This is a genomic window from Leifsonia sp. 466MF, assembly GCF_900100265.1.
In the GTDB taxonomy this organism is placed as follows: Bacteria; Actinomycetota; Actinomycetes; order Actinomycetales; family Microbacteriaceae; genus Leifsonia.
Genome location: NZ_LT629696.1, coordinates 2,097,199 through 2,115,063, shown reverse-complemented (window position 1 = coordinate 2,115,063; position 17,865 = coordinate 2,097,199). Strand labels below are relative to the sequence as shown.

Genomic DNA, 17,865 nt, shown 5'->3' with positions numbered 1-17,865 from the left:
GTGACACAGGAGCAGGCGGACTGGTTCGCCGGGGCGTTCGCGCAATTGGTGGCGAACGTCGACAAGGCGATCCTCGGCAAGGAGCACAGCATCCGCCTGGTGATCACCGCCATGCTCTCCGGCGGCCACGTGCTCCTCGAAGACGTGCCGGGCACCGGCAAGACGGTGCTCGCCAAGGCGCTCGCCAACACGGTCGAGGGCACGCAGTCGCGCATCCAGTTCACGCCGGACCTGCTGCCGTCCGACGTCACGGGCGTCACGATCTACGACCAGTCCAGCGGCCGGTTCGAGTTCCATCCCGGCCCGATCTTCGCGTCGGTGGTGCTCGCGGACGAGATCAACCGGGCGAGCCCCAAGACGCAGTCCGCACTGCTCGAGGTGATGGAGGAGGGCGTCGTGACGGTAGACGGCGTCGGCCACCCGGTCGGCGCGCCGTTCATCGTGATCGCCACGCAGAACCCCGTAGAGCAGGCCGGAACGTACTCGCTGCCCGAGGCGCAGCTCGACCGCTTCCTGATCAAGACCTCGCTCGGCTACCCGGACCACGCGACGACCGTCGACCTGCTGCTCGACTCCTCCAACCGGTCGCGCGCGTCTGCCGTGCGGCCGATCATCGCGTCCGATTCCGTCACCACGCTCGCCCAGCTGGCGTCCGAAGTGCACACCGACGCCAGCGTCATGGGTTACCTCAGCGAGATCGTCACCGCGACCCGCGACGATAAGGATGCTGCGCTCGGCGTGAGTATCCGCGGCGCCCTGGCGCTGGCGCGTGCGGCGAAGACGTGGGCGATCTCGGCCGGCCGCACCTTCGTGACGCCCGACGACATCCGCGATCTCGCCCAGCCGGTGCTCGCGCACCGCGTCATCGTCGACCCCGAGTCCGAGTTCGCCGGGGTGAGCGCCGCCGACATCGTCGAGCGGGCCGTCGCCTCGGCCACCCCGCCCGCCTACCGCGCGGCCTGAGCCGCCGCCGCTCCCTTCTGACGCCGACCCGACAGGATCCTGCAGCCATGACCACCGACAGCCCCGCTCGCGGACGGCGTCGTCGCGCGCCCGGCGCCGACCAGGCGCGCATCGCGGCGGAGCTCGTCGGGGGAGCGGTCGCGCGCGCGGCCGGAGCGGTGACCTCGCGGGTCGAACCGTTCGGGCGCGCCGTCGGTCGTCGGATCGCGCCGGTGGTCGGCGTGGTCAGCACCCTCGGCTGGATCGTGCTCGCCAGCGCCGCGGTGTCGATCGTCCTGGCCGTCTGGCTCGGGTGGGTTGAGTTCGTCTACATCGCCGCAACGCTGCTCGCCGCCTTCGTGATCGCGGCCGCCTTCGTCTTCGGCCGCTCGACGTACCGCGTCGGAATCGAGTTGAACCCGCGGCGTGTCGTCGCCGGCGGGCGCGCCCTCGGGCGGCTGACCGTCGCCAACAGCGGATCCCGGCCGGTGCTGCCGACACGGATGGAGCTGCCCGTCGGGGAGGGACAGGCCGACTTCACGATCCCGCGACTCGCCCCCGGGGCCGAGACGGAGGAGCTCTTCGCCGTCCCCACCGAGCGGCGCGCGCTCATCCTGGCCGGTCCAGCGCTGTCCGTGCGTGGCGACCAACTGGGTCTGCTGCGACGAACGAACCAGTGGACCGAGCAGATCGAGCTGTTCGTCCATCCGAAGACGGTGCGGCTCGCCGCGACCGCCCGCGGCCTCGTTCGCGACCTCGAGGGGCAGACCACCAAGGTCATCACCGACAGCGACCTCGCGTTCCACGCGCTGCGGACGTACGAACCGGGCGACGACATCCGCAACGTGCACTGGCGTACCTCCGCCCGCACGGGGCAGTTGATGGTCCGGCAGTACCAGGAGACCCGCCGCTCGCAGCTGCTTCTGGCGTTCGATGCTGAACGCTCGCACTTCGCCTCGGACGATGAGTTCGAACTGGGCGTCTCCGTCCTCGCCTCGGTCGGCTGCCAGGTGATCCGCGAGGAGACGGAGATCCGCGCGCTGTGGCAGCGCGGGCCGATGCGCGTCGAGACGCCGACGGCTCTGCTGGACGACTCCTGCCGCATCCAATCGGTGGATGGGGTACACCCGACCCTGCGCGAGTTCCTGCGCCAGGCGACCCTGAGGCTGCCCGCTCCGAGCCTCGCGGTCACCGTGGTCGGCTCACAGGTCGACGCGGCCGAGCTGCGCGGCGCGTCCGCCCTGTGGTCGGCCGACACGGAGACCATCGTGATCCGCGTCGACGAGTCCGCCGAGCCGCGCCTCACCCGGCTCGGGCGCTCGATGCTGATCACCGTCTCCGCTCTGCCCGAGTTGCCGTCCCTGCTGAAGCGAGCGGGCCGATGAGCGCGGCGACGGGCACCGGCTCGGGCCGTCGGCGGGACGCGCGACCGGCACCCGCGACGACCCCGCTGTTCGACTCGCTGCCCCGGACGACATGGATAGACGTCGCCGTCCTCACCGGCCTCAGCCTGCTCGCTGTCGCCGGATTCGAGCCGGCGTTCGGGCACTACGCCTTCGCCCAGGCCGCGATCGGCGGCATCGTGGTCGGCGGGGGAGTCGCGCTGCTCGGCCGCCTGCTGCGACTGTCGTGGCCGCTGACGACCGTCATCGCGCTGGCCGCCTACTTCCTGTTCGGCACACCGCTCGCGCTTCCCGGCGAGGCGCTGTACGGGGTGCTGCCGTCTCTCGACAGCTTGTCCGGGCTGGTCATCGGCGCCGTGTTCGGCTGGTCCGACGCGGTGACCCTCCAGGCGCCGCTCGAAGCGCCTCCCTACGTCGCGGTGGTTCCCTACGTCGCCGGGTGGCTGGTCTCCCTGGTCTCCGTGACCCTGGCCGTGCGCTGGCTGCCGCGCGTGCGGCGTCCGTCGGCGGGGCGGGCGGCCGTGCTGCTCGCCGGGCCGGCCCTCCTCCTGCTCGCGGCCATCCTGCTCGGTACGCGGGATGCGTTCTTCGCCGGAGTGCGCGGCGTCCTGTTCGCCGGGGTCGCCCTCGTCTGGCTGGCCTGGCGCCGGGCGCGCTTCGCCCGCGACCGGGTGGAGACCGACTCGGGAGTCCGACGCAGCCGCCTGCTCGGCGGCGCCGCGGTGGTGCTCGGTGCGGTGCTCGTCGGTGCGCTGGCCGGGTCGGTTCTCGCACCACCCGCCGCGTCGCGGTTCGTCGTGCGCGACGAGATCACGCCGCCGTTCGACCCGCTCGACTACCCGAGCCCGCTCGCCGGCTTCCGGAAGTACACGAAAGAGCTGCAGAAGACGAAGCTCTTCACGGTGACCGGGCTCAAACAGGGCCAGGTGATCCGGCTCGCCACCATGGACAGCTACGACGGCATCGTCTGGTCCGTCGCGTCGCCGGGGAGCGACAGCGACGCGTCCGGAGCGTTCGAACTGCTCGGCAGCACCATCCCGCGGCCACCGCTGTTCACGCCCGGCGCCTCGTCGACGGCTGCCATCGACGTGCTCGGCTACTCGGACGTGTGGCTGCCGACCCTCGGCTACACGAACACGCTCACGTTCGACGCGCACACCGGGCAGGATCCGACGTCCACGGTGCGCGTCAACACCGCGACGGGAACAGCGGCCGTCACGAGCGGCGTGCGCAACGGCCTCGACTACACGGTCCGGGCGACGGCCCAGAAGATCCCGAACGACCGCGCCCTCGCGAAGGTCCCGCCGGCGAAACTCACGCTTCCGTCGGTGACCAACGTGCCCGACGTCGTGTCCGCCAAGGCCGAGGAGTACGCGGGATCGGCCGACACGGCCATCCAGAAGCTGCGCAACATCGAGCGGTCGCTCAAGTCGCTCGGCTACCTCAGCCACGGGCGCGCGTCCGACCCGGTGCCGTCGCGCGCCGGACAGGGCGCCGACCGCATGACCGACCTGCTGTCCAAATCGCCGATGGTCGGCGACCAGGAGCAATACGCCAGCGCCTTCGCGCTCATGGCCCGTCGGCTGGGCTATCCGACCCGCGTCGTGATGGGCTTCGCACCGAAGGTCTCCGGCAGCACCACCACGGTCACCGGCGACGATGTGACCGCCTGGGACGAGGTCGCCTTCGAGGGCGTCGGATGGGTCCCGTTCTTCCCGACGCCGACCAAGACGGATGCGCCGAAGAACCAGACCACGAAGCCGAAGCTCGAGCCGCAGCCCCAGGTCCGGCAGCCGCCGCCCGCCGACCCGCGCGCCGAAGACCTCCTGACGCCCGTCAAGACGAAGGACAACGACCCGAAGGACAAGGCGTCGGCGTTCCGGCTGCCGGTCTGGGCGTGGGTGGTGCTCGGCGTCATCGGCATCCCGCTGCTTGCGTACTTCATCCCCCTGCTGATCATCGCCGGCCTCAAACGCCGGCGACGGCGGAAGCGCGAGAGCGCCGGACCTCCCGACCGGCGCGCGGCCGGCGCCTGGGACGAGCTGACCGACGGATACGCCGAGCTCGGGCTCGCCGTCCCGGACCGCGCGACGCGGCTCCAGGCGGCCGCGGCACTGGAGGAGCAGTCCGCCGCCCAAGAGCTCCCCGTTCCCGACGGCGGCCTGCGCGACCTCGCCCGGCACGTCGACGCCGCGGTGTTCGACGGCAGCGTCGTCACGGAAGAGCGCGTCCAGCACGCGTGGACCACAGCCGACGACGCCCTGACCCGTGCCACGAAGGCGGCCGGCCCGCTCCGCTCGCGGCTCGCGGCGTTCCGCTACCGGCGCGCCCGCCGCGTGTGAGGCGGGCGCGCGCCGCAGACCCCTCGACCAGCCGCCCCGTTTCCGTATAGTGGGCGGCATGGACGACCGCGGGTTCATCGTTCCGCCACCGGGCCTCATCCCGTCACGTCCATCCGAGCCGACGCCCGCGCCCGCCGCCGAACGGATCGAGGCAGTCGCTCCCGGCCGGGCCCTTCCGGCCTTCACGCCGCCCACCGGACCGAACGGGCCCGCGGCGCCCGCGCGTCCCGTCTGGCGGCTCCTCCTGCCCGGCGGCCGCGCCGTCCCGCTGACCCGGGCCGTGCTCCTGGGCCGCAATCCGTCCCGAGGCGCGCACGCCGGCGACGCCGAGCCGATCGCCCTCGACGACCCGACATCGACGGTCTCCAAGACGCACGCGCTGCTCGTCGTCGACGGCGACACGCTGACCGTCACCGACCTCTATTCGACCAACGGCGTCGTCGTCGACGGAACCCGCGCCGAGCCAGGAGAACCCGCCGCCGTGCCCGACGGGGCGGAGCTGCTTCTCGGCGACCTCAGCATCCGCGCGGAGCTCGCCTGACAGAGGCCCGCCCGCGATCGGGTGATACCCTGTCAAACGTGTACGCGGGTCTTCTCCTCCTTAGCCGCCGCGGCGAGTCCTAGTCTCAGGCCACTCTCGCCGCGGAGTCCGTCGACGGCTGATCCGTTCACACGCTAAGGAGTTCGTAAGAGCATGAGCAACCCCACCGGGCCACTGACACTGGCCGAGAAGGTCTGGAACGACCACCTGGTCGCCAAAGGCGAGGAGGGCTCGCCCGACCTCATCTACATCGACCTGCACCTGGTGCACGAAGTCACCAGCCCGCAGGCCTTCGACGGCCTGCGCATGGCCGGCCGGCCGGTCCGCCGCCCCGACCTCACCATCGCGACCGAAGACCACAACACCCCGACGATCGGCATCGACAAGCCCATCGCCGACCTGACCAGCCGCACCCAGATCGAGACGCTGCGCCGCAACGCAGAGGAGTTCGGCATCCGCCTCCACTCGCTGGGCGACGTCGAGCAGGGCATCGTGCACGTCGTCGGCCCGCAGCTCGGCCTCACCATGCCGGGCATCACCGTCGTCTGCGGCGACTCGCACACATCCACCCACGGTGCGTTCGGCGCCATGGCGTTCGGCATCGGCACGAGCGAGGTCGAGCACGTGCTCGCCACCCAGACCCTCCCGCTGAAGCCGTTCAAGACCATGGCCATCACCGTCGAGGGCGAGCTGCGCCCCGGCGTGACCGCGAAGGACATCATCCTCGCCGTCATCGCCAAGATCGGCACCGGCGGCGGCCAGGGCTACGTGCTCGAGTACCGCGGCAGCGCCATCCGCTCGCTCTCCATGGAGGGCCGGATGACGATCTGCAACATGTCCATCGAGGCAGGTGCGCGCGCCGGCATGGTCGCCCCCGACGAAACCACGTTCGCCTACCTGAAGGGGCGTCCGCACGCTCCGGAGGGTGCCGACTGGGATGAGGCCGTCGCCTACTGGAAGACGCTCCAGACCGACGACGACGCGGTCTTCGATGCCGAGGTGTACCTCGACGCCGACGAGATCGAGCCGTTCGTCACCTGGGGCACCAACCCCGGCCAGGGCGTCTCGCTCAGCCAGGCCGTCCCGGACCCGGCCACGATCGTCGACCCCAACGCGCGGGCCGCTGCCGAGCGCGCGCTGGAGTACATGGACCTGCAGCCGGGCACTCCGATGAAGGCCATCCCGGTGGATGCGGTGTTCATGGGCTCCTGCACGAACAGCCGGATCGAGGACCTCCGCGCCTTCGCCTCCATCATCAAGGGCAGGAAGAAGGCGGACGGCGTGCGCGTCATGGTCGTCCCCGGCTCGGCGCGCGTGCGCATCGAGGCCGAGGCCGAGGGGATCGACAAGATCGTCGAGGAGTTCGGCGGCGAGTGGCGTTTCGCCGGCTGCTCCATGTGCCTCGGCATGAACCCGGACCAGCTGGCTCCGGGGGAGCGCTGCGCGTCCACCTCCAACCGCAACTTCGAGGGCCGGCAGGGCAAGGGCGGCCGCACACACCTGGTCTCGCCGCTCGTCGCGGCGGCCACGGCGATCCGCGGAACGCTCTCGAGCCCCTGGGACCTCGAGGCCGAAGGCGGCGACACGCCGCGCGATGGCGGCACCAGCACGCGAATCGGAGAGAAGGTGGGCGCCTGATGGAGAAGTTCGAGACCGTCACCGGAACGGCCGTCCCGTTCCGGCGCTCCGACGTCGACACCGACCAGATCATCCCGGCGGTGTTCCTCAAGCGTGTCACCAAGACCGGCTTCGAGGACGCCCTGTTCTACGCCTGGCGCCAGGACCCGGACTTCATCCTCAACCGACCGGAGTACCAGGGCGCGACCGTGCTCGTCGCCGGCCCCGATTTCGGCACGGGTTCGTCACGCGAACATGCCGTCTGGGCGCTCCGCGACTTCGGTTTCCGTGTCGTGCTGAGCCCGCGGTTCGCCGACATCTTCCGCGGGAACGCGGGCAAGCAGGGGCTTCTCACCGGCATCATCACGGAGGAGGACGCCGAGCGGCTGTGGGAGGCGATCGAGGCCCAGCCGGGAATAGCGGCGACGGTTGATCTGGTTGCCAAGACTGCGACCGTCGGTGAGGTCCAGGTGTCTTTCGACATCGACGACTACACTCGCTGGCGTTTGCTCGAAGGGCTGGACGACATCGCCCTCACCCTGCGCGACGAGGCGCGAATCTCCGAATACGAATCGGGCCGCGCAAGCTGGCGGCCCACGACCCTCCCGGTGAAACTTTGACATCTCTTCTTCAGGACGCACAGGCAGCAGGAGCACGCGTGGGCCTCAAGGGCGATCGCATCACGATCAACGGCGGCCGGCCCCTCGAGGGTCGCATCGAAGTGCGCGGCGCCAAGAACTTCGTCACGAAGGCCATGGTCGCGGCGATCCTCGGCGAGAGCCCGAGCGTCCTCCGCAACGTTCCGGACATCTCCGATGTCCGCGTCGTCCGCGGGCTGCTCGAGGTGCACGGCGTGAAGGTGACCGACGGCGCCGAAGAGGGCGAGCTGCTGCTCGACCCCAGCGCGGTCGAGTCGGCGCACATGGCCGACATCGACGCGCACGCCGGCTCCAGCCGCATCCCGATCCTGTTCTGCGGCCCGCTGCTGCACCGCCTGGGCGAAGCGTTCATCCCCGACCTCGGCGGCTGCCGCATCGGCGACCGGCCGATCGACTACCACCTGGAGGTGCTGCGGAAGTTCGGCGCGGTCGTCGACAAGCTGCCCAGCGGCATCCGCATGACGGCCCCGAACGGCCTTCACGGCGCCAAGCTGGAGCTCCCGTACCCGAGCGTCGGCGCGACGGAGCAGGTGCTCCTCACCGCAGTGCGGGCCGACGGCATCACCGAGCTCAAGGGCGCGGCCATCGAGCCGGAGATCATGGATCTCATCAACGTGCTCCAGAAGATGGGCGCCGTGATCTCGGTCGACACCGACCGCGTCATCCGCATCGAGGGCGTCGACTCGCTCTCCGGTTACACCCACACCTCGCTGTTCGACCGCAACGAGGCCGCGAGCTGGGCTGCGGCCGCGCTCGCGACCGGCGGCGACATCTTCGTCGGCGGCGCACGCCAGCCCGAGATGCTCACCTTCCTCAACGTCTTCCGCAAGGTCGGCGGCGCCTTCGAGATCCACGACGACGGCATCCGCTTCTACCACCCGGGCGGCGAGCTCAAGCCGGTCGTCATCGAGACGGACGTACACCCCGGCTTCATGACGGACTGGCAGCAGCCGCTCGTCGTGGCGCTCACCAAGGCGTCCGGCGTGTCGATCGTCCACGAGACCGTGTACGAGCAGCGTTTCGGCTTCGTCGACGCGCTCATCGACATGGGCGCGAAGATCCAGGTCCACAAGGAGTGCCTCGGCGGCCACCCGTGCCGCTTCGGTCAGCGCAACTTCAACCACTCGGCCGTCATCATGGGCCCGGTGGAGCTGAAGGGCGCCGACATCGAGGTCCCGGACCTTCGCGGTGGATTCAGCCACCTGATCGCAGCTCTGACCGCCGAGGGCCGCTCGACCGTGAGCAACGTCGGCATCATCAGCCGCGGATACGAGAACTTCATCACGAAGCTCCAGCTCCTCGGCGCCGACTTCGTCCTCGAAGGCTGATCCCGCGAGGTTATCCGCAGATCCTCTCCTGTATCACCCGTGATACCGTCCCCTCATGGAGACTGTCAGCGTGAGAGATCTACGAAACCACGGCGGGGACATCCTCGACCGAGTCGCCCGCGGCGAGCACGTGACCATTACGCGAGACGGCGCGCCCGTCGCCGAACTGTCGCCCCTGGCCGTGCCCCGCAGGGCGCTGTCGGTGCTCGTCGAGAGCCGGCGCAGCCTTCCCACGATCGACCCGGCCGCGCTCCGGGCCGACATCGACGAGATCGTCGACCAGCGATGGTGATGCGTCCGGGGCTCCTCGACACGTCCACCCTGATCCTGCTGGCGCGGGCGGATCCGGAGGCGCTGCCCGACATCCCCTCGATCAGCGCGGTGACCCTGGCCGAGCTCTCCGTCGGGCCGCTCGTCGCGCGTTCGGAGGAGGAGCGGGCGGCTCGGCAGGCGCACCTGCAGCTGGCGGAGGCCGACTTCGACCCGATCCCCTTCGATGCGGCGGCGGCGCGGGCGTTCGCCCGCGTGGCGCAGTCGTTCCGGGAGGCGGGGCGCAAGCCGTCGGCCCGCGCCTTCGACGCGCTCATCGCCGCCACGGCGATCTCACGCGAACTTCCGCTCCACACCTGCAATCCGGCCGATTTCGTGGGGATCCCGGCGCTCGACGTCCGGCCCGTGCCCGTGTCGGCATGACGGGGCGCCGTGCGGCATGCTCGGTGCGGGATGCCGGGTCACCGATAATGGGACGGTGCCAGAAACCGCTATGCCCGTGAAGAAGCAGCGCTCGGAGAAGAGCAGACCGTCGGTGTTCTGGGTGCTCGCCGGCCTCATCGTGCCGATCGGGAGCCTGCTCGCCCGCTTCCGGATCGTCGACGGCGACAAGTTCCCGCGCACGGGGGCGTTCATCCTGACGCCCAACCACTACAGCGAGATCGACCCGGTCATGATCGGCATGGTCGCCTGGAAACTGGGGCGCTTGCCGCGGTTCCTCGCGAAGGAGAGCCTGTTCCACGTTCCGGTCCTGGGCTGGTTCCTGCGGCGGTCGGGCCAGGTCCCCGTGTCGCGCGGAGGCAGCGCCCGCGGCTCGGCTCCGCTCGAGGCGGCGCAGAAGATCGCCGACGAGGGCAGGATCGTCGTCATCTATCCCGAGGGCTCGCTCAGCCGCGACCCGGACATGTGGCCGATGCGCGGCAAGACCGGGGCTGCCCGCATGGCTCTCGAGCACGACCTCCCGGTCATCCCGATCGCGCACTGGGGAACCCAGCAGGTGATGGCGCGTTACGCGAAGAAGATCAGCTGGTTCCCGCGCAAGACGATCGACGTCAAGGTGGGCGACCCGGTGGACCTGTCGGCGTTCCGCGGCAGACCCCTCGACAACTCCACCCTCACCGAGGCGACAGCGGTCATCATGGATGCGATCACCGCTCTGCTCGAAGACCTGCGCGGCGAGAAGGCTCCTGCCGAACGCTGGGACCCGTCGCAGCACAACCAGAAGGAGACCGGCCGCTTCGATGGCTAAAGCAGTGAAGGCTCCCATCGCGCGTCCCCGCCGCATCGCCGTCCTCGGCGCCGGCAGCTGGGGCACCACGTTCGCGAAGATCCTCGCCGACGGCGGATCCGACGTCGTGCTGTGGGCGCGACGGCCGGAGCTCGCCCGCGAGATCAACGAGGTGAAGCGCAACAGCGACTACCTGGAGGGCATCAACCTCCCGCGCAACCTCCGCGCCACCAGCAGGCTCGGCGAGGCGATGAGCGGAGCTGAGCAGGTGTTCGTCTCCATCCCGAGCCAGACCCTCCGCTCCAACCTCGAGGCGATGATCCCGTTCCTCGGACCGGAGACGGTCGTCGTCAGCCTGATGAAGGGCGTCGAGAAGGGCACCGGGCTGCGGATGAGCGAGGTCATCGCGCAGGGCCTTCCGATCGAGCTGGAACGGATCGCGGTGGCCTCCGGCCCGAACCTGGCGCTGGAGATCGCGCGCGAACAGCCCACAGCGGCCGTCGTCTCGTCCGCGAGTCTGGAGACCGCGCAGGCGGTCGCCATCGCGGCGACCAACCGCTACTTCCGGAGCTTCGTGAACACCGACGTCATCGGCACGGAGTTCGGGGGCGTCCTGAAGAACCTGATCGCCGTGGCGATCGGCATCGTCGACGGCGTCGGCTACGGCGAGAACACCAAGGCGTCGATCATCACGCGCGGCCTGGTCGAGATGACCGACTTCGCCGTGGCGTACGGCGCGAAGGCCGAGACGCTGTCCGGCCTCGCCGGCCTCGGCGACCTGATCGCGACGTGCGAGTCGCCGCTGAGCCGCAACAACACCGCCGGCCGGCTGCTGGGCCAGGGCTACGGCTTCCACGACGTCGTGAAGCAGATGAACCAGACGGCGGAGGGTCTCGCCTCCGTCGCGCCCATCCTGCACCTCGCCGAGGCCCGCGGGGTGGAAATGCCGATCGTGCGACAGGTGAGCCAGGTGCTCGCCGGTACGCTCGATCCGAAAGACATCGCACCGCATCTCACGACGGATTCGGACGAGCCGCAAGGCGAAAGGACAACGGATGACGGACAAGGTCGCGGTCGCACTTCTGTTTGGGGGTCGCTCAAGCGAGCATTCGATCAGCTGCGCGACGGCGGCAGGCGTCCTTGAGGCGATCGACCGCGACCGGTACGACGTCATCCCGATCGGGATCACACACGACGGAGCTTTCACGCTGCAGCCGGACGACGCATCGCTTTTCGCGCTGAACGCCGAGAAGCTGCCCGAGGTCGAGGACAACGGCTCGCGCATCCTGTGGCCGGACAGCGTCGCCACCCGCGAGTTGACGGTCGTCGACCGCGACGGCGTCCGCTCGTCCCTCGGCGACGTGGACATCGTGTTCCCGATCCTGCACGGCCCGTGGGGCGAGGACGGCACCCTGCAGGGGATGCTGGAGCTCGTCGGCCTTCCGTACGTCGGCAGCGGCGTGCTCGCCAGCGCCTTAGGGATGGACAAGCATTTCACCAAGACCGTGCTGCAGCAGGCAGGCATCCCCGTGGCGCCGTGGGTGACGGTCAGCGCCTACGAGTGGAACACCGATGCGGGCGCCGTGCGCGATGCCGCGCGGGGGCTGGGGCTCCCGGCCTTCGTGAAGCCCGCCCGCGCGGGTTCGAGCGTCGGCGTGACGAAGGTGAAGGACTGGTCGGAGCTCGACGCCGCGATGGAGATCGCGCTGGCGGAGGACGACCGCGTGCTCATCGAGTCGATGGTCACCGGCCGCGAGGTCGAGATCGCCGTCCTCGGCGGCCGGCCCGGTGAGCCCGCCCGGGCGTCGGTCGCCGGTGAGATCGTCGTCAGCGGACGCGACTTCTACGACTTCGCGGCGAAGTACCTGGATGCGCCCGGCATCGACCTGGTGTGCCCGGCCGATCTCACGGACGCACAGCTGGCGGAGATGCGCGAGCTCGCCATCCGGGGCTTCGACGCCATCGGCGGGGAGGGTCTCGCGCGCGTCGACTTCTTCCTGACGGTCGACGGCTTCGTCATCAACGAGATCAACACCATGCCCGGCTTCACCCCGATCTCGATGTTCCCGCGTTGCTGGCAGGAGTCCGGGCTGAGCTACCCGGCACTGATCGACGAGCTCATCCAGGTCGCCATCGCACGCGCCGCCTGACGGCGGGTCAGGGGTCCGGAGTCAGGGGCTCGGCGTCGCCGTCGGGTCGGTGTCGAGCGTCGACAGGCACTTCTGCGTCTGCTTGACGGTGGAGACGGCGCTCGCGAACTCGGGCAGCACCGACGAGTCGGACACTCCCGACACGTGGTCGATGATGACCTCCGTTGCCGGCACACGGCCGAAGGTCTGGTAGACGATCGTCTTGGCGGCCGGGTCCGTCATGAGCACCCAGTCGACGCCGTTGACGTTCACGCACGGCTTGGTGGTCGGCCCGATCGGCGGGACGCCACAGCGCAGGAGAACGACCGCCGGATCGCCCCATGCACCGGTCGCCTGCGCATCCGTCTCGCGCTTCGGCTTGTCGGCGACCGAGTCGGGCAGGCGCACACTGATCTCGGCACAGCCGGGCGCGTTGCTGTTCGCCGCAGGGTCGAGGGAGACAGTGGGCGCACAGCCCGCGAGGAGCAGGGCGGCGCCTGCGAGCAGGACGGCCGGGAGGGCGCGGCGACGGGACTTCATCGGTTTCAGGCTACCGTTTCAGATCATGGGAATCTCTGGGAGCGACGCGGCCGGCATCACCATCGGGGAGGCGTCGGAGCGGGAGGCGCTCAAGCGCATCTTCCCGCGGCTCCCGGAGTCGGACGCCACGCTCGTCGGTCCGGGTGACGACGCGGCGGTGCTCGCTGCCCCCGACGGGCGTTTCGTCGTCACGACGGACATGATGGTCCACGGCCCGGATTTCCGGCTGGCGTGGTCGGGCCCCGTGGATCTCGGCTGGAAGGCCGCGGCGACGAACCTGTCGGACGTGGCGGCGATGGGCGCCGTCCCGACCGCCCTCGTCGTCGCGATCGCGGCGCCGCCGGAGACCCCGGTCGCGTGGCTGGAGGGGGTCGCCGACGGCTTCCGGCTGGCGTGCACCGAGCTGGCTCCGGGCTGCGGCGTGGTCGGTGGCGACCTGTCGGTGTCGCAGACGCTGACCATCGCGGTGACGGCGTTCGGCGATCTCGGCGGCCGTCGCCCGGTGCTCCGGAGCGGCGCACGTCCGGGAGACGTCGTGGCCGTCTCCGGGGCTCTCGGGCAGGCGGCTGCCGGCCTGCGCACGCTGTTCACGGAGGCGGTGGATGAGGCGGGAGAGCCGGATGCCGCCCGTCTCGCGGCCGTCGTGGCCGCGCATCCCGACACCGTCTCCGCACAGCTGCGGCCGCGTCCGCCGATCGCCGACGGACCACTCGCGGCCGACGCCGGCGCGACGGCGATGCTCGACCTGAGCGACGGACTCGCGTTGGACGCCCGTCGCGTCGCCGAGGCGAGCGGTCTGGCGATCGACCTCGACCCCGCTGTCCTCGGCCCGGACCCTCGGACGGCGTTGACCGGGGGAGAGGACCACGGCCTCCTCGCGACCTTCCCGCCCGGCACCGCCCTCCCCGGAGGCTTCCGCCCGATCGGCACCGTCCGCGACGGCCGGGGCCTCCTCGTCGCGGGCACCCCCTTCGACGAGCGCGGCGGCTGGGACCCCTACCTCGAATGGGACGGCCGCCGCGGCTGACCCCCTCCGCCCCCCGCTGACCCCCACCCCCCACCGTCGAGTCCGCAAACTTTGCACACGATCCATCCCGAGAGCGTGCAAAGTTTGTGGACTCGACGGTGGGCGGAGCCGTGAGAAGAGGGGCTAGGGGCGGAGGGGGGCGAGCCAGTGGATGGCGGTCTCGCCGTAGGACTTGCGGCGCACGAGGGTGAGACCGGCGGGGAGGCTCGGATCCGGCGTGCGGGCGCTCCGCTCGACGCAGACCTCGGCGTCGTCGGAGAGCAGCGGCTCCAAGGCCGTGAGCACGGCGAGCAGTTCGGCGTCCGGCACGTCGTAGGGCGGGTCGATGAACACGACGTCGAACGGCCCGCGCGCTCCGGAGAGGTAGGACTGCACCGTGGACGACCGCACATCGATCTCCGGAACGGGGACCCGCGCAGCCCGCGCCGCCGAGACGACCGCCGCGGCGTTCCGTTTGCAGACCTGCGCCGCCGCCGCGCCCTTCTCGACGAGAACGACGGAGACGGCGCCACGGCTGGCGGCTTCCAGGCCCAGGGCACCCGATCCGGCGTAGAGGTCGAGCACCCGGGCTCCGTGCAGCGCGTCGCGCGCATCCAAGGCCGAGAAGATGGCCTCGCGCACCCGGTCGCTGGTGGGACGGGTGCCGCTCTTCGGCACCTGAAGGCTGAGCGAGCCGGCGAATCCGGAGACGATGCGGGTCATGGCTCCCCGAGCCTAGCGTCGGCACCCGGAGTGCCGCCAAGATATGGGGATGGAGGAACGCCTGGAGCAGGCAGAGCTCGACGCCCTGTGGCTCCCCGGTGACCCGATCGCCTCCGCAGAACGGCTGGCCGCGGCTGCCGCAGAACCGGACCGGTCGGAGGTCGTCCGGGCCGAGCTGCAAACCCAGCGCGCCCGCGCGCTCGGGCTGCAGGGGCGGTTCGACGAGGCGGAGGCCCTCCTGGAGTCGCTGGAGCCGGCGAGTGGCGTGCTGGAGGTTCGCGTCCTTCTCGAACGGGGACGGCTCCGATCCGCCGCCGGCCTCGCCGGGGAGGCGGTGCCGGTGCTGGAGGCCGCCTTGCGCACGGCCCGCCGGGACGGTGACGTGGCGCTGGCCGTCGAGTCGGCGCTGGCGCTCGCCGATGCGGACCGCCCGCACACCTTGCAGTGGATCGACGAGGGCCTCTCCGACCTGTCGGCCACCGGCGACCCGCGCACCCTCCGCTGGGGTGTCGTGCTGCACGAGCTGCGCGGGTGGGCACTGCTGCGCGAGGGGGATGCGCCGGCCGCTCTGGTGTCGTTCGAGAATGCTGTGGAGCACGCGGAGGCGTACGGAACGCTGGATCAGCAGTTCGCCGCGCAGTGGGCGTTCGCGCGTGGCCTCCGTGAAGCGGGCCGGACCGCCGAGGCGCGCGAGATCCAGCGACGGCTGGCGTCGGAACGCCCGGACGAGCCGGCCGTCCTGGCCGAGCTGGAGGCGCTGTCCGGCGCACCCGACGACGACGCACCCGAGGCGCGCGCACCCGACGACGGAATGCCGGAGGGGAAGCATACGATCGAGTCATGACCTCCGTCCCCGCCCCGGCCGGCTCCGGGTCTGCTGACGCCGGCACCGTCGGCCTCGATACCCGGCTGAGCGGCGTCCTCGGCGGCCGCACCGCGTCCGCGTTCGAGAAGGCGTTCGGGATGCGTACGGTCGCCGACCTGCTCAGCCACTTCCCGCGGCGCTACGCGAAGCGCGGGGAGCTGACGGCACTGGCGAACCTCCCGCTGGACGAGAACGTGACGATCATCGCCGAGGTGCTGCGGGTGCAGGAGCGCCCGATGCGGGCGCGGCGCGGCAGCATCCTCGAGGTGAAGATCTCGGACGGCGAGGGCATCCTCACTCTCACCTTCTTCAACCAGGCGTGGCGCTCCCGCGAGCTCCTGCCCGGCGTTCGCGGCATCTTCGCAGGCAAGGTGTCGGCGTACCGCGGCGCCCTGCAGCTCGCGCATCCCGACTACGAGCTGTTCGAGCCGGATGCGGAGAACGCCGTGAGCCCGGGCAGCGCGGCCGCGAAGGACTGGGCGCAGACGCCCATCCCGATCTATCCGGCGACGGGGACCGTGGCGAGCTGGCAGGTGCAGAAGGCCGTCGGGCTCGCTCTCGACGCGCTCGGGCCGGTGCCCGATCCGGTGCCGGATGCGATCGTCGTCGAGCGCGGTCTGGTGCCGTATCGGGACGCGCTGGAGGGCATCCACCGACCTCAGAAGGATGCGCAGTGGCAGCGCGCTCGCGACACGCTGCGGTTCCAGGAGGCCTTCGTCCTCCAGGCCGCGCTGCTGCAGCAACGTGCAGCATCGCGGGAGGCGGCGGCGACGCCCCGCGTGGCCGTCCCCGGTGGGCTGCTCGAACGGTTCGACGCGGCGCTGCCCTTCGCCCTCACCGGCGACCAGGATGTGGTGGGCGGCGAGATCGCGCGCGATCTGGCCGACACTGCGGCGATGCACCGTCTGGTGCAGGGCGAGGTCGGCTCGGGCAAGACCCTCGTCGCTCTCCGCGCCATGCTCGCCGTGGCCGACTCCGGCGGCCAGTCGGCCCTGCTCGCACCGACCGAGGTGCTCGCCGCGCAGCACGTGCGGTCGATCGCCGCGATGCTCGGCCCCGACCTCTCGGCCCAGCTCATGCCGACGCTCCTCACCGGCCAGCTCTCCGCCGCCGAGCGGAAGCGCGCACTGCTGCGGACGGTGTCCGGGCAGGCGCGCATCGTGGTGGGAACTCACGCGCTCCTCGGCGACGCGGTGACCTTCTTCGACCTCGGACTCGTCGTCGTCGACGAGCAGCACCGCTTCGGCGTGGAGCAGCGGGAGGCCCTCCGCGCGAAGGGCGGCACCCCGCCGCACGTGCTGGTGCTGACGGCGACGCCCATCCCGCGCACGGTCGCCATGACCGTCTTCGGCGACCTGGATGTGTCGACCATCGCGCAGCTGCCCGCCGGCCGGCAGGGCATCGAGAGTTTCGTGGTGCCGCTCGCCGACCGCCCCGGATGGGAGCGCCGGATCTGGGAGCGCGCGTCGGAGGAGATCGCGAAGGGCCGTCAGGTGTTCGTCGTCTGCCCGGCGATCTCCGGCAAGGATGCGGAGGACGACGGCGAGGAGCCGGAGCCCGACGAGCCAGAGGGTGACGGCGCTCCGCCCCGGCCGATCGCCAACGTCGAGTCCGTCGCCGCGCAGGTGCGCGCCGATCCCCTCTTCGCCGGCACCCGGATCGGCGTGCTGCACGGCCGCCTTCCGTCGGACGAGAAGGACGAGGTCATGCGCGCCTTCGCCGGCGGCGACATCGACCTGCTGATCGCGACGACGGTCATCGAGGTCGGCGTCAACGTGCCGAACGCCTCGGCGATGGTGGTGCTGGATGCGGACCGCTTCGGTGTCTCGCAGCTCCATCAGCTGCGCGGCCGCGTCGGCCGGGGCGACATCCCGGGCCTCTGCCTGCTGGTCACAGCCGCGGAGCAGGGGAGCCTGGCGCGCGAGCGGGTGGAGGCCGTCGCGGCGACGCTCGACGGCTTCGAGCTGGCGAACATCGACCTGGAGCTGCGCCGCGAGGGCGACGTGCTCGGGAGCCGCCAGTCGGGCGGCCGGTCGTCGTTGCGGCTGCTGCGGGTGGCCACGGACGGCGAGCTGATCTCGGAGGCGCGGGTCGCCGCCGAGGAGACGCTGGAGGCGGACCCGTCGCTCGCGGCGCATCCTGCTCTCGCCGCGGCGCTGGCCCGCCGGCTCGACGAGAGCGAGCGGGCGTTCCTCGGCAAGTCCTGAGTCGCACGGACGAAACCCGTTGGTAACGGATTCACAACGAAATGCCGGGAACCGCGGGATAGTCT

The 17,865-nt window shown here is 71.1% G+C and carries 17 protein-coding genes; 15 read left to right on the top strand and 2 right to left on the bottom strand.

From position 1 onward, the window contains the following. The 12 genes from BLR91_RS10095 to BLR91_RS10040 all read left to right on the top strand — a co-directional run bounded on the left by BLR91_RS10095 (position 1) and on the right by BLR91_RS10040 (position 12,480). Positions 1-963, top strand: coding sequence for an AAA family ATPase (locus tag BLR91_RS10095; protein WP_089875446.1), 963 nt, complete (start codon positions 1-3; stop codon positions 961-963). A gap of 47 nt (positions 964-1,010) precedes the next feature. Then, complete coding sequence (locus BLR91_RS10090; protein ID WP_089875447.1) at positions 1,011-2,327, top strand: DUF58 domain-containing protein; 1,317 nt, start codon at positions 1,011-1,013, stop codon at positions 2,325-2,327. Beyond that, on the top strand, positions 2,324-4,687 hold the full coding sequence (locus tag BLR91_RS10085; protein WP_089875448.1) for a transglutaminase-like domain-containing protein: 2,364 nt from the start codon (positions 2,324-2,326) through the stop codon (positions 4,685-4,687). The genes BLR91_RS10090 and BLR91_RS10085 overlap by 4 nt, the downstream gene beginning before the upstream one ends. A gap of 58 nt (positions 4,688-4,745) precedes the next feature. Next, positions 4,746-5,228 (top strand): FHA domain-containing protein, encoded by a 483-nt coding sequence (locus tag BLR91_RS10080; protein WP_089875449.1) that lies wholly within the window; start codon positions 4,746-4,748, stop codon positions 5,226-5,228. 153 nt (positions 5,229-5,381) lie between these two features. Next, a complete protein-coding gene (leuC, locus tag BLR91_RS10075) occupies positions 5,382-6,866 on the top strand; it encodes a 3-isopropylmalate dehydratase large subunit (protein WP_089875450.1) in 1,485 nt (494 codons plus the stop codon). Next, entirely contained in the window at positions 6,866-7,465 is a 600-nt protein-coding gene (gene leuD, locus BLR91_RS10070) for a 3-isopropylmalate dehydratase small subunit (protein ID WP_018190650.1), read from the top strand. Before leuC ends, leuD begins: the two co-directional genes overlap by 1 nt. After that, on the top strand, positions 7,462-8,832 hold the full coding sequence (murA, locus tag BLR91_RS10065) for a UDP-N-acetylglucosamine 1-carboxyvinyltransferase (RefSeq protein ID WP_166645316.1): 1,371 nt from the start codon (positions 7,462-7,464) through the stop codon (positions 8,830-8,832). The genes leuD and murA overlap by 4 nt, the downstream gene beginning before the upstream one ends. Before the next feature lie 55 nt (positions 8,833-8,887). Then, entirely contained in the window at positions 8,888-9,124 is a 237-nt protein-coding gene (locus BLR91_RS10060; protein WP_269457358.1) for a type II toxin-antitoxin system Phd/YefM family antitoxin, read from the top strand. After that, the gene (locus tag BLR91_RS10055; protein WP_018190653.1) at positions 9,118-9,525 is read left to right on the top strand and encodes a type II toxin-antitoxin system VapC family toxin; all 408 of its coding nucleotides are present in this window, start codon (positions 9,118-9,120) and stop codon (positions 9,523-9,525) included. The genes BLR91_RS10060 and BLR91_RS10055 overlap by 7 nt, the downstream gene beginning before the upstream one ends. Before the next feature lie 70 nt (positions 9,526-9,595). After that, a complete protein-coding gene (locus BLR91_RS10050) occupies positions 9,596-10,351 on the top strand; it encodes a lysophospholipid acyltransferase family protein (RefSeq protein ID WP_018190654.1) in 756 nt (251 codons plus the stop codon). Then, entirely contained in the window at positions 10,344-11,474 is a 1,131-nt protein-coding gene (locus BLR91_RS10045; RefSeq protein ID WP_172823204.1) for an NAD(P)H-dependent glycerol-3-phosphate dehydrogenase, read from the top strand. Before BLR91_RS10050 ends, BLR91_RS10045 begins: the two co-directional genes overlap by 8 nt. Further along, complete coding sequence (locus BLR91_RS10040; protein WP_089875451.1) at positions 11,386-12,480, top strand: D-alanine--D-alanine ligase family protein; 1,095 nt, start codon at positions 11,386-11,388, stop codon at positions 12,478-12,480. Before BLR91_RS10045 ends, BLR91_RS10040 begins: the two co-directional genes overlap by 89 nt. Positions 12,481-12,501: 21 nt before the next feature. Here the strand turns inward: BLR91_RS10040 and BLR91_RS10035 are convergent, their stop codons facing one another. Beyond that, on the bottom strand, positions 12,502-12,999 hold the full coding sequence (locus BLR91_RS10035) for a DUF3515 family protein (protein ID WP_089875452.1): 498 nt from the start codon (positions 12,997-12,999) through the stop codon (positions 12,502-12,504). Positions 13,000-13,024: 25 nt separating this feature from the next. Here BLR91_RS10035 and thiL point away from each other — a divergent pair, with 25 nt between their 5' ends. Further along, positions 13,025-14,026, top strand: a complete 1,002-nt coding sequence (gene thiL, locus BLR91_RS10030; protein ID WP_089875453.1) for a thiamine-phosphate kinase — start codon at positions 13,025-13,027, stop codon at positions 14,024-14,026. Positions 14,027-14,149: 123 nt separating this feature from the next. On the opposite strand, the gene rsmD is transcribed toward thiL, so the two are convergent. Further along, positions 14,150-14,728 (bottom strand): 16S rRNA (guanine(966)-N(2))-methyltransferase RsmD, encoded by a 579-nt coding sequence (gene rsmD / locus BLR91_RS10025; RefSeq protein WP_089875454.1) that lies wholly within the window; start codon positions 14,726-14,728, stop codon positions 14,150-14,152. Between the two features lie 49 nt (positions 14,729-14,777). Between rsmD and BLR91_RS10020 the strand changes: the two genes are divergently transcribed. Next, positions 14,778-15,572, top strand: coding sequence for a hypothetical protein (locus BLR91_RS10020; RefSeq protein WP_089875455.1), 795 nt, complete (start codon positions 14,778-14,780; stop codon positions 15,570-15,572). Continuing rightward, positions 15,569-17,800 (top strand): ATP-dependent DNA helicase RecG, encoded by a 2,232-nt coding sequence (locus BLR91_RS10015; RefSeq protein WP_089875456.1) that lies wholly within the window; start codon positions 15,569-15,571, stop codon positions 17,798-17,800. The genes BLR91_RS10020 and BLR91_RS10015 overlap by 4 nt, the downstream gene beginning before the upstream one ends. Positions 17,801-17,865: the final 65 nt, after the last annotated feature.

Excerpts from the sequence above, each read along its gene's own strand:
- BLR91_RS10090 (WP_089875447.1), top strand. The coding sequence starts at position 1,011 with ATGACCACCGACAGCCCCGCTCGCGGACGGCGTCGTCGCGCGCCCGGC.
- thiL (WP_089875453.1), top strand. The coding sequence starts at position 13,025 with ATGGGAATCTCTGGGAGCGACGCGGCCGGCATCACCATCGGGGAGGCG.
- leuC (WP_089875450.1), top strand. The coding sequence starts at position 5,382 with ATGAGCAACCCCACCGGGCCACTGACACTGGCCGAGAAGGTCTGGAAC.
- BLR91_RS10035 (WP_089875452.1), bottom strand. The coding sequence starts at position 12,999 with ATGAAGTCCCGTCGCCGCGCCCTCCCGGCCGTCCTGCTCGCAGGCGCC.
- BLR91_RS10055 (WP_018190653.1), top strand. The coding sequence starts at position 9,118 with ATGGTGATGCGTCCGGGGCTCCTCGACACGTCCACCCTGATCCTGCTG.
- BLR91_RS10045 (WP_172823204.1), top strand. The coding sequence starts at position 10,344 with ATGGCTAAAGCAGTGAAGGCTCCCATCGCGCGTCCCCGCCGCATCGCC.
- leuD (WP_018190650.1), top strand. The coding sequence starts at position 6,866 with ATGGAGAAGTTCGAGACCGTCACCGGAACGGCCGTCCCGTTCCGGCGC.
- BLR91_RS10040 (WP_089875451.1), top strand. The coding sequence starts at position 11,386 with ATGACGGACAAGGTCGCGGTCGCACTTCTGTTTGGGGGTCGCTCAAGC.
- rsmD (WP_089875454.1), bottom strand. The coding sequence starts at position 14,728 with ATGACCCGCATCGTCTCCGGATTCGCCGGCTCGCTCAGCCTTCAGGTG.
- BLR91_RS10085 (WP_089875448.1), top strand. The coding sequence starts at position 2,324 with ATGAGCGCGGCGACGGGCACCGGCTCGGGCCGTCGGCGGGACGCGCGA.
- BLR91_RS10060 (WP_269457358.1), top strand. The coding sequence starts at position 8,888 with ATGGAGACTGTCAGCGTGAGAGATCTACGAAACCACGGCGGGGACATC.
- BLR91_RS10080 (WP_089875449.1), top strand. The coding sequence starts at position 4,746 with ATGGACGACCGCGGGTTCATCGTTCCGCCACCGGGCCTCATCCCGTCA.
- BLR91_RS10020 (WP_089875455.1), top strand. The coding sequence starts at position 14,778 with ATGGAGGAACGCCTGGAGCAGGCAGAGCTCGACGCCCTGTGGCTCCCC.
- BLR91_RS10050 (WP_018190654.1), top strand. The coding sequence starts at position 9,596 with ATGCCCGTGAAGAAGCAGCGCTCGGAGAAGAGCAGACCGTCGGTGTTC.
- BLR91_RS10015 (WP_089875456.1), top strand. The coding sequence starts at position 15,569 with ATGACCTCCGTCCCCGCCCCGGCCGGCTCCGGGTCTGCTGACGCCGGC.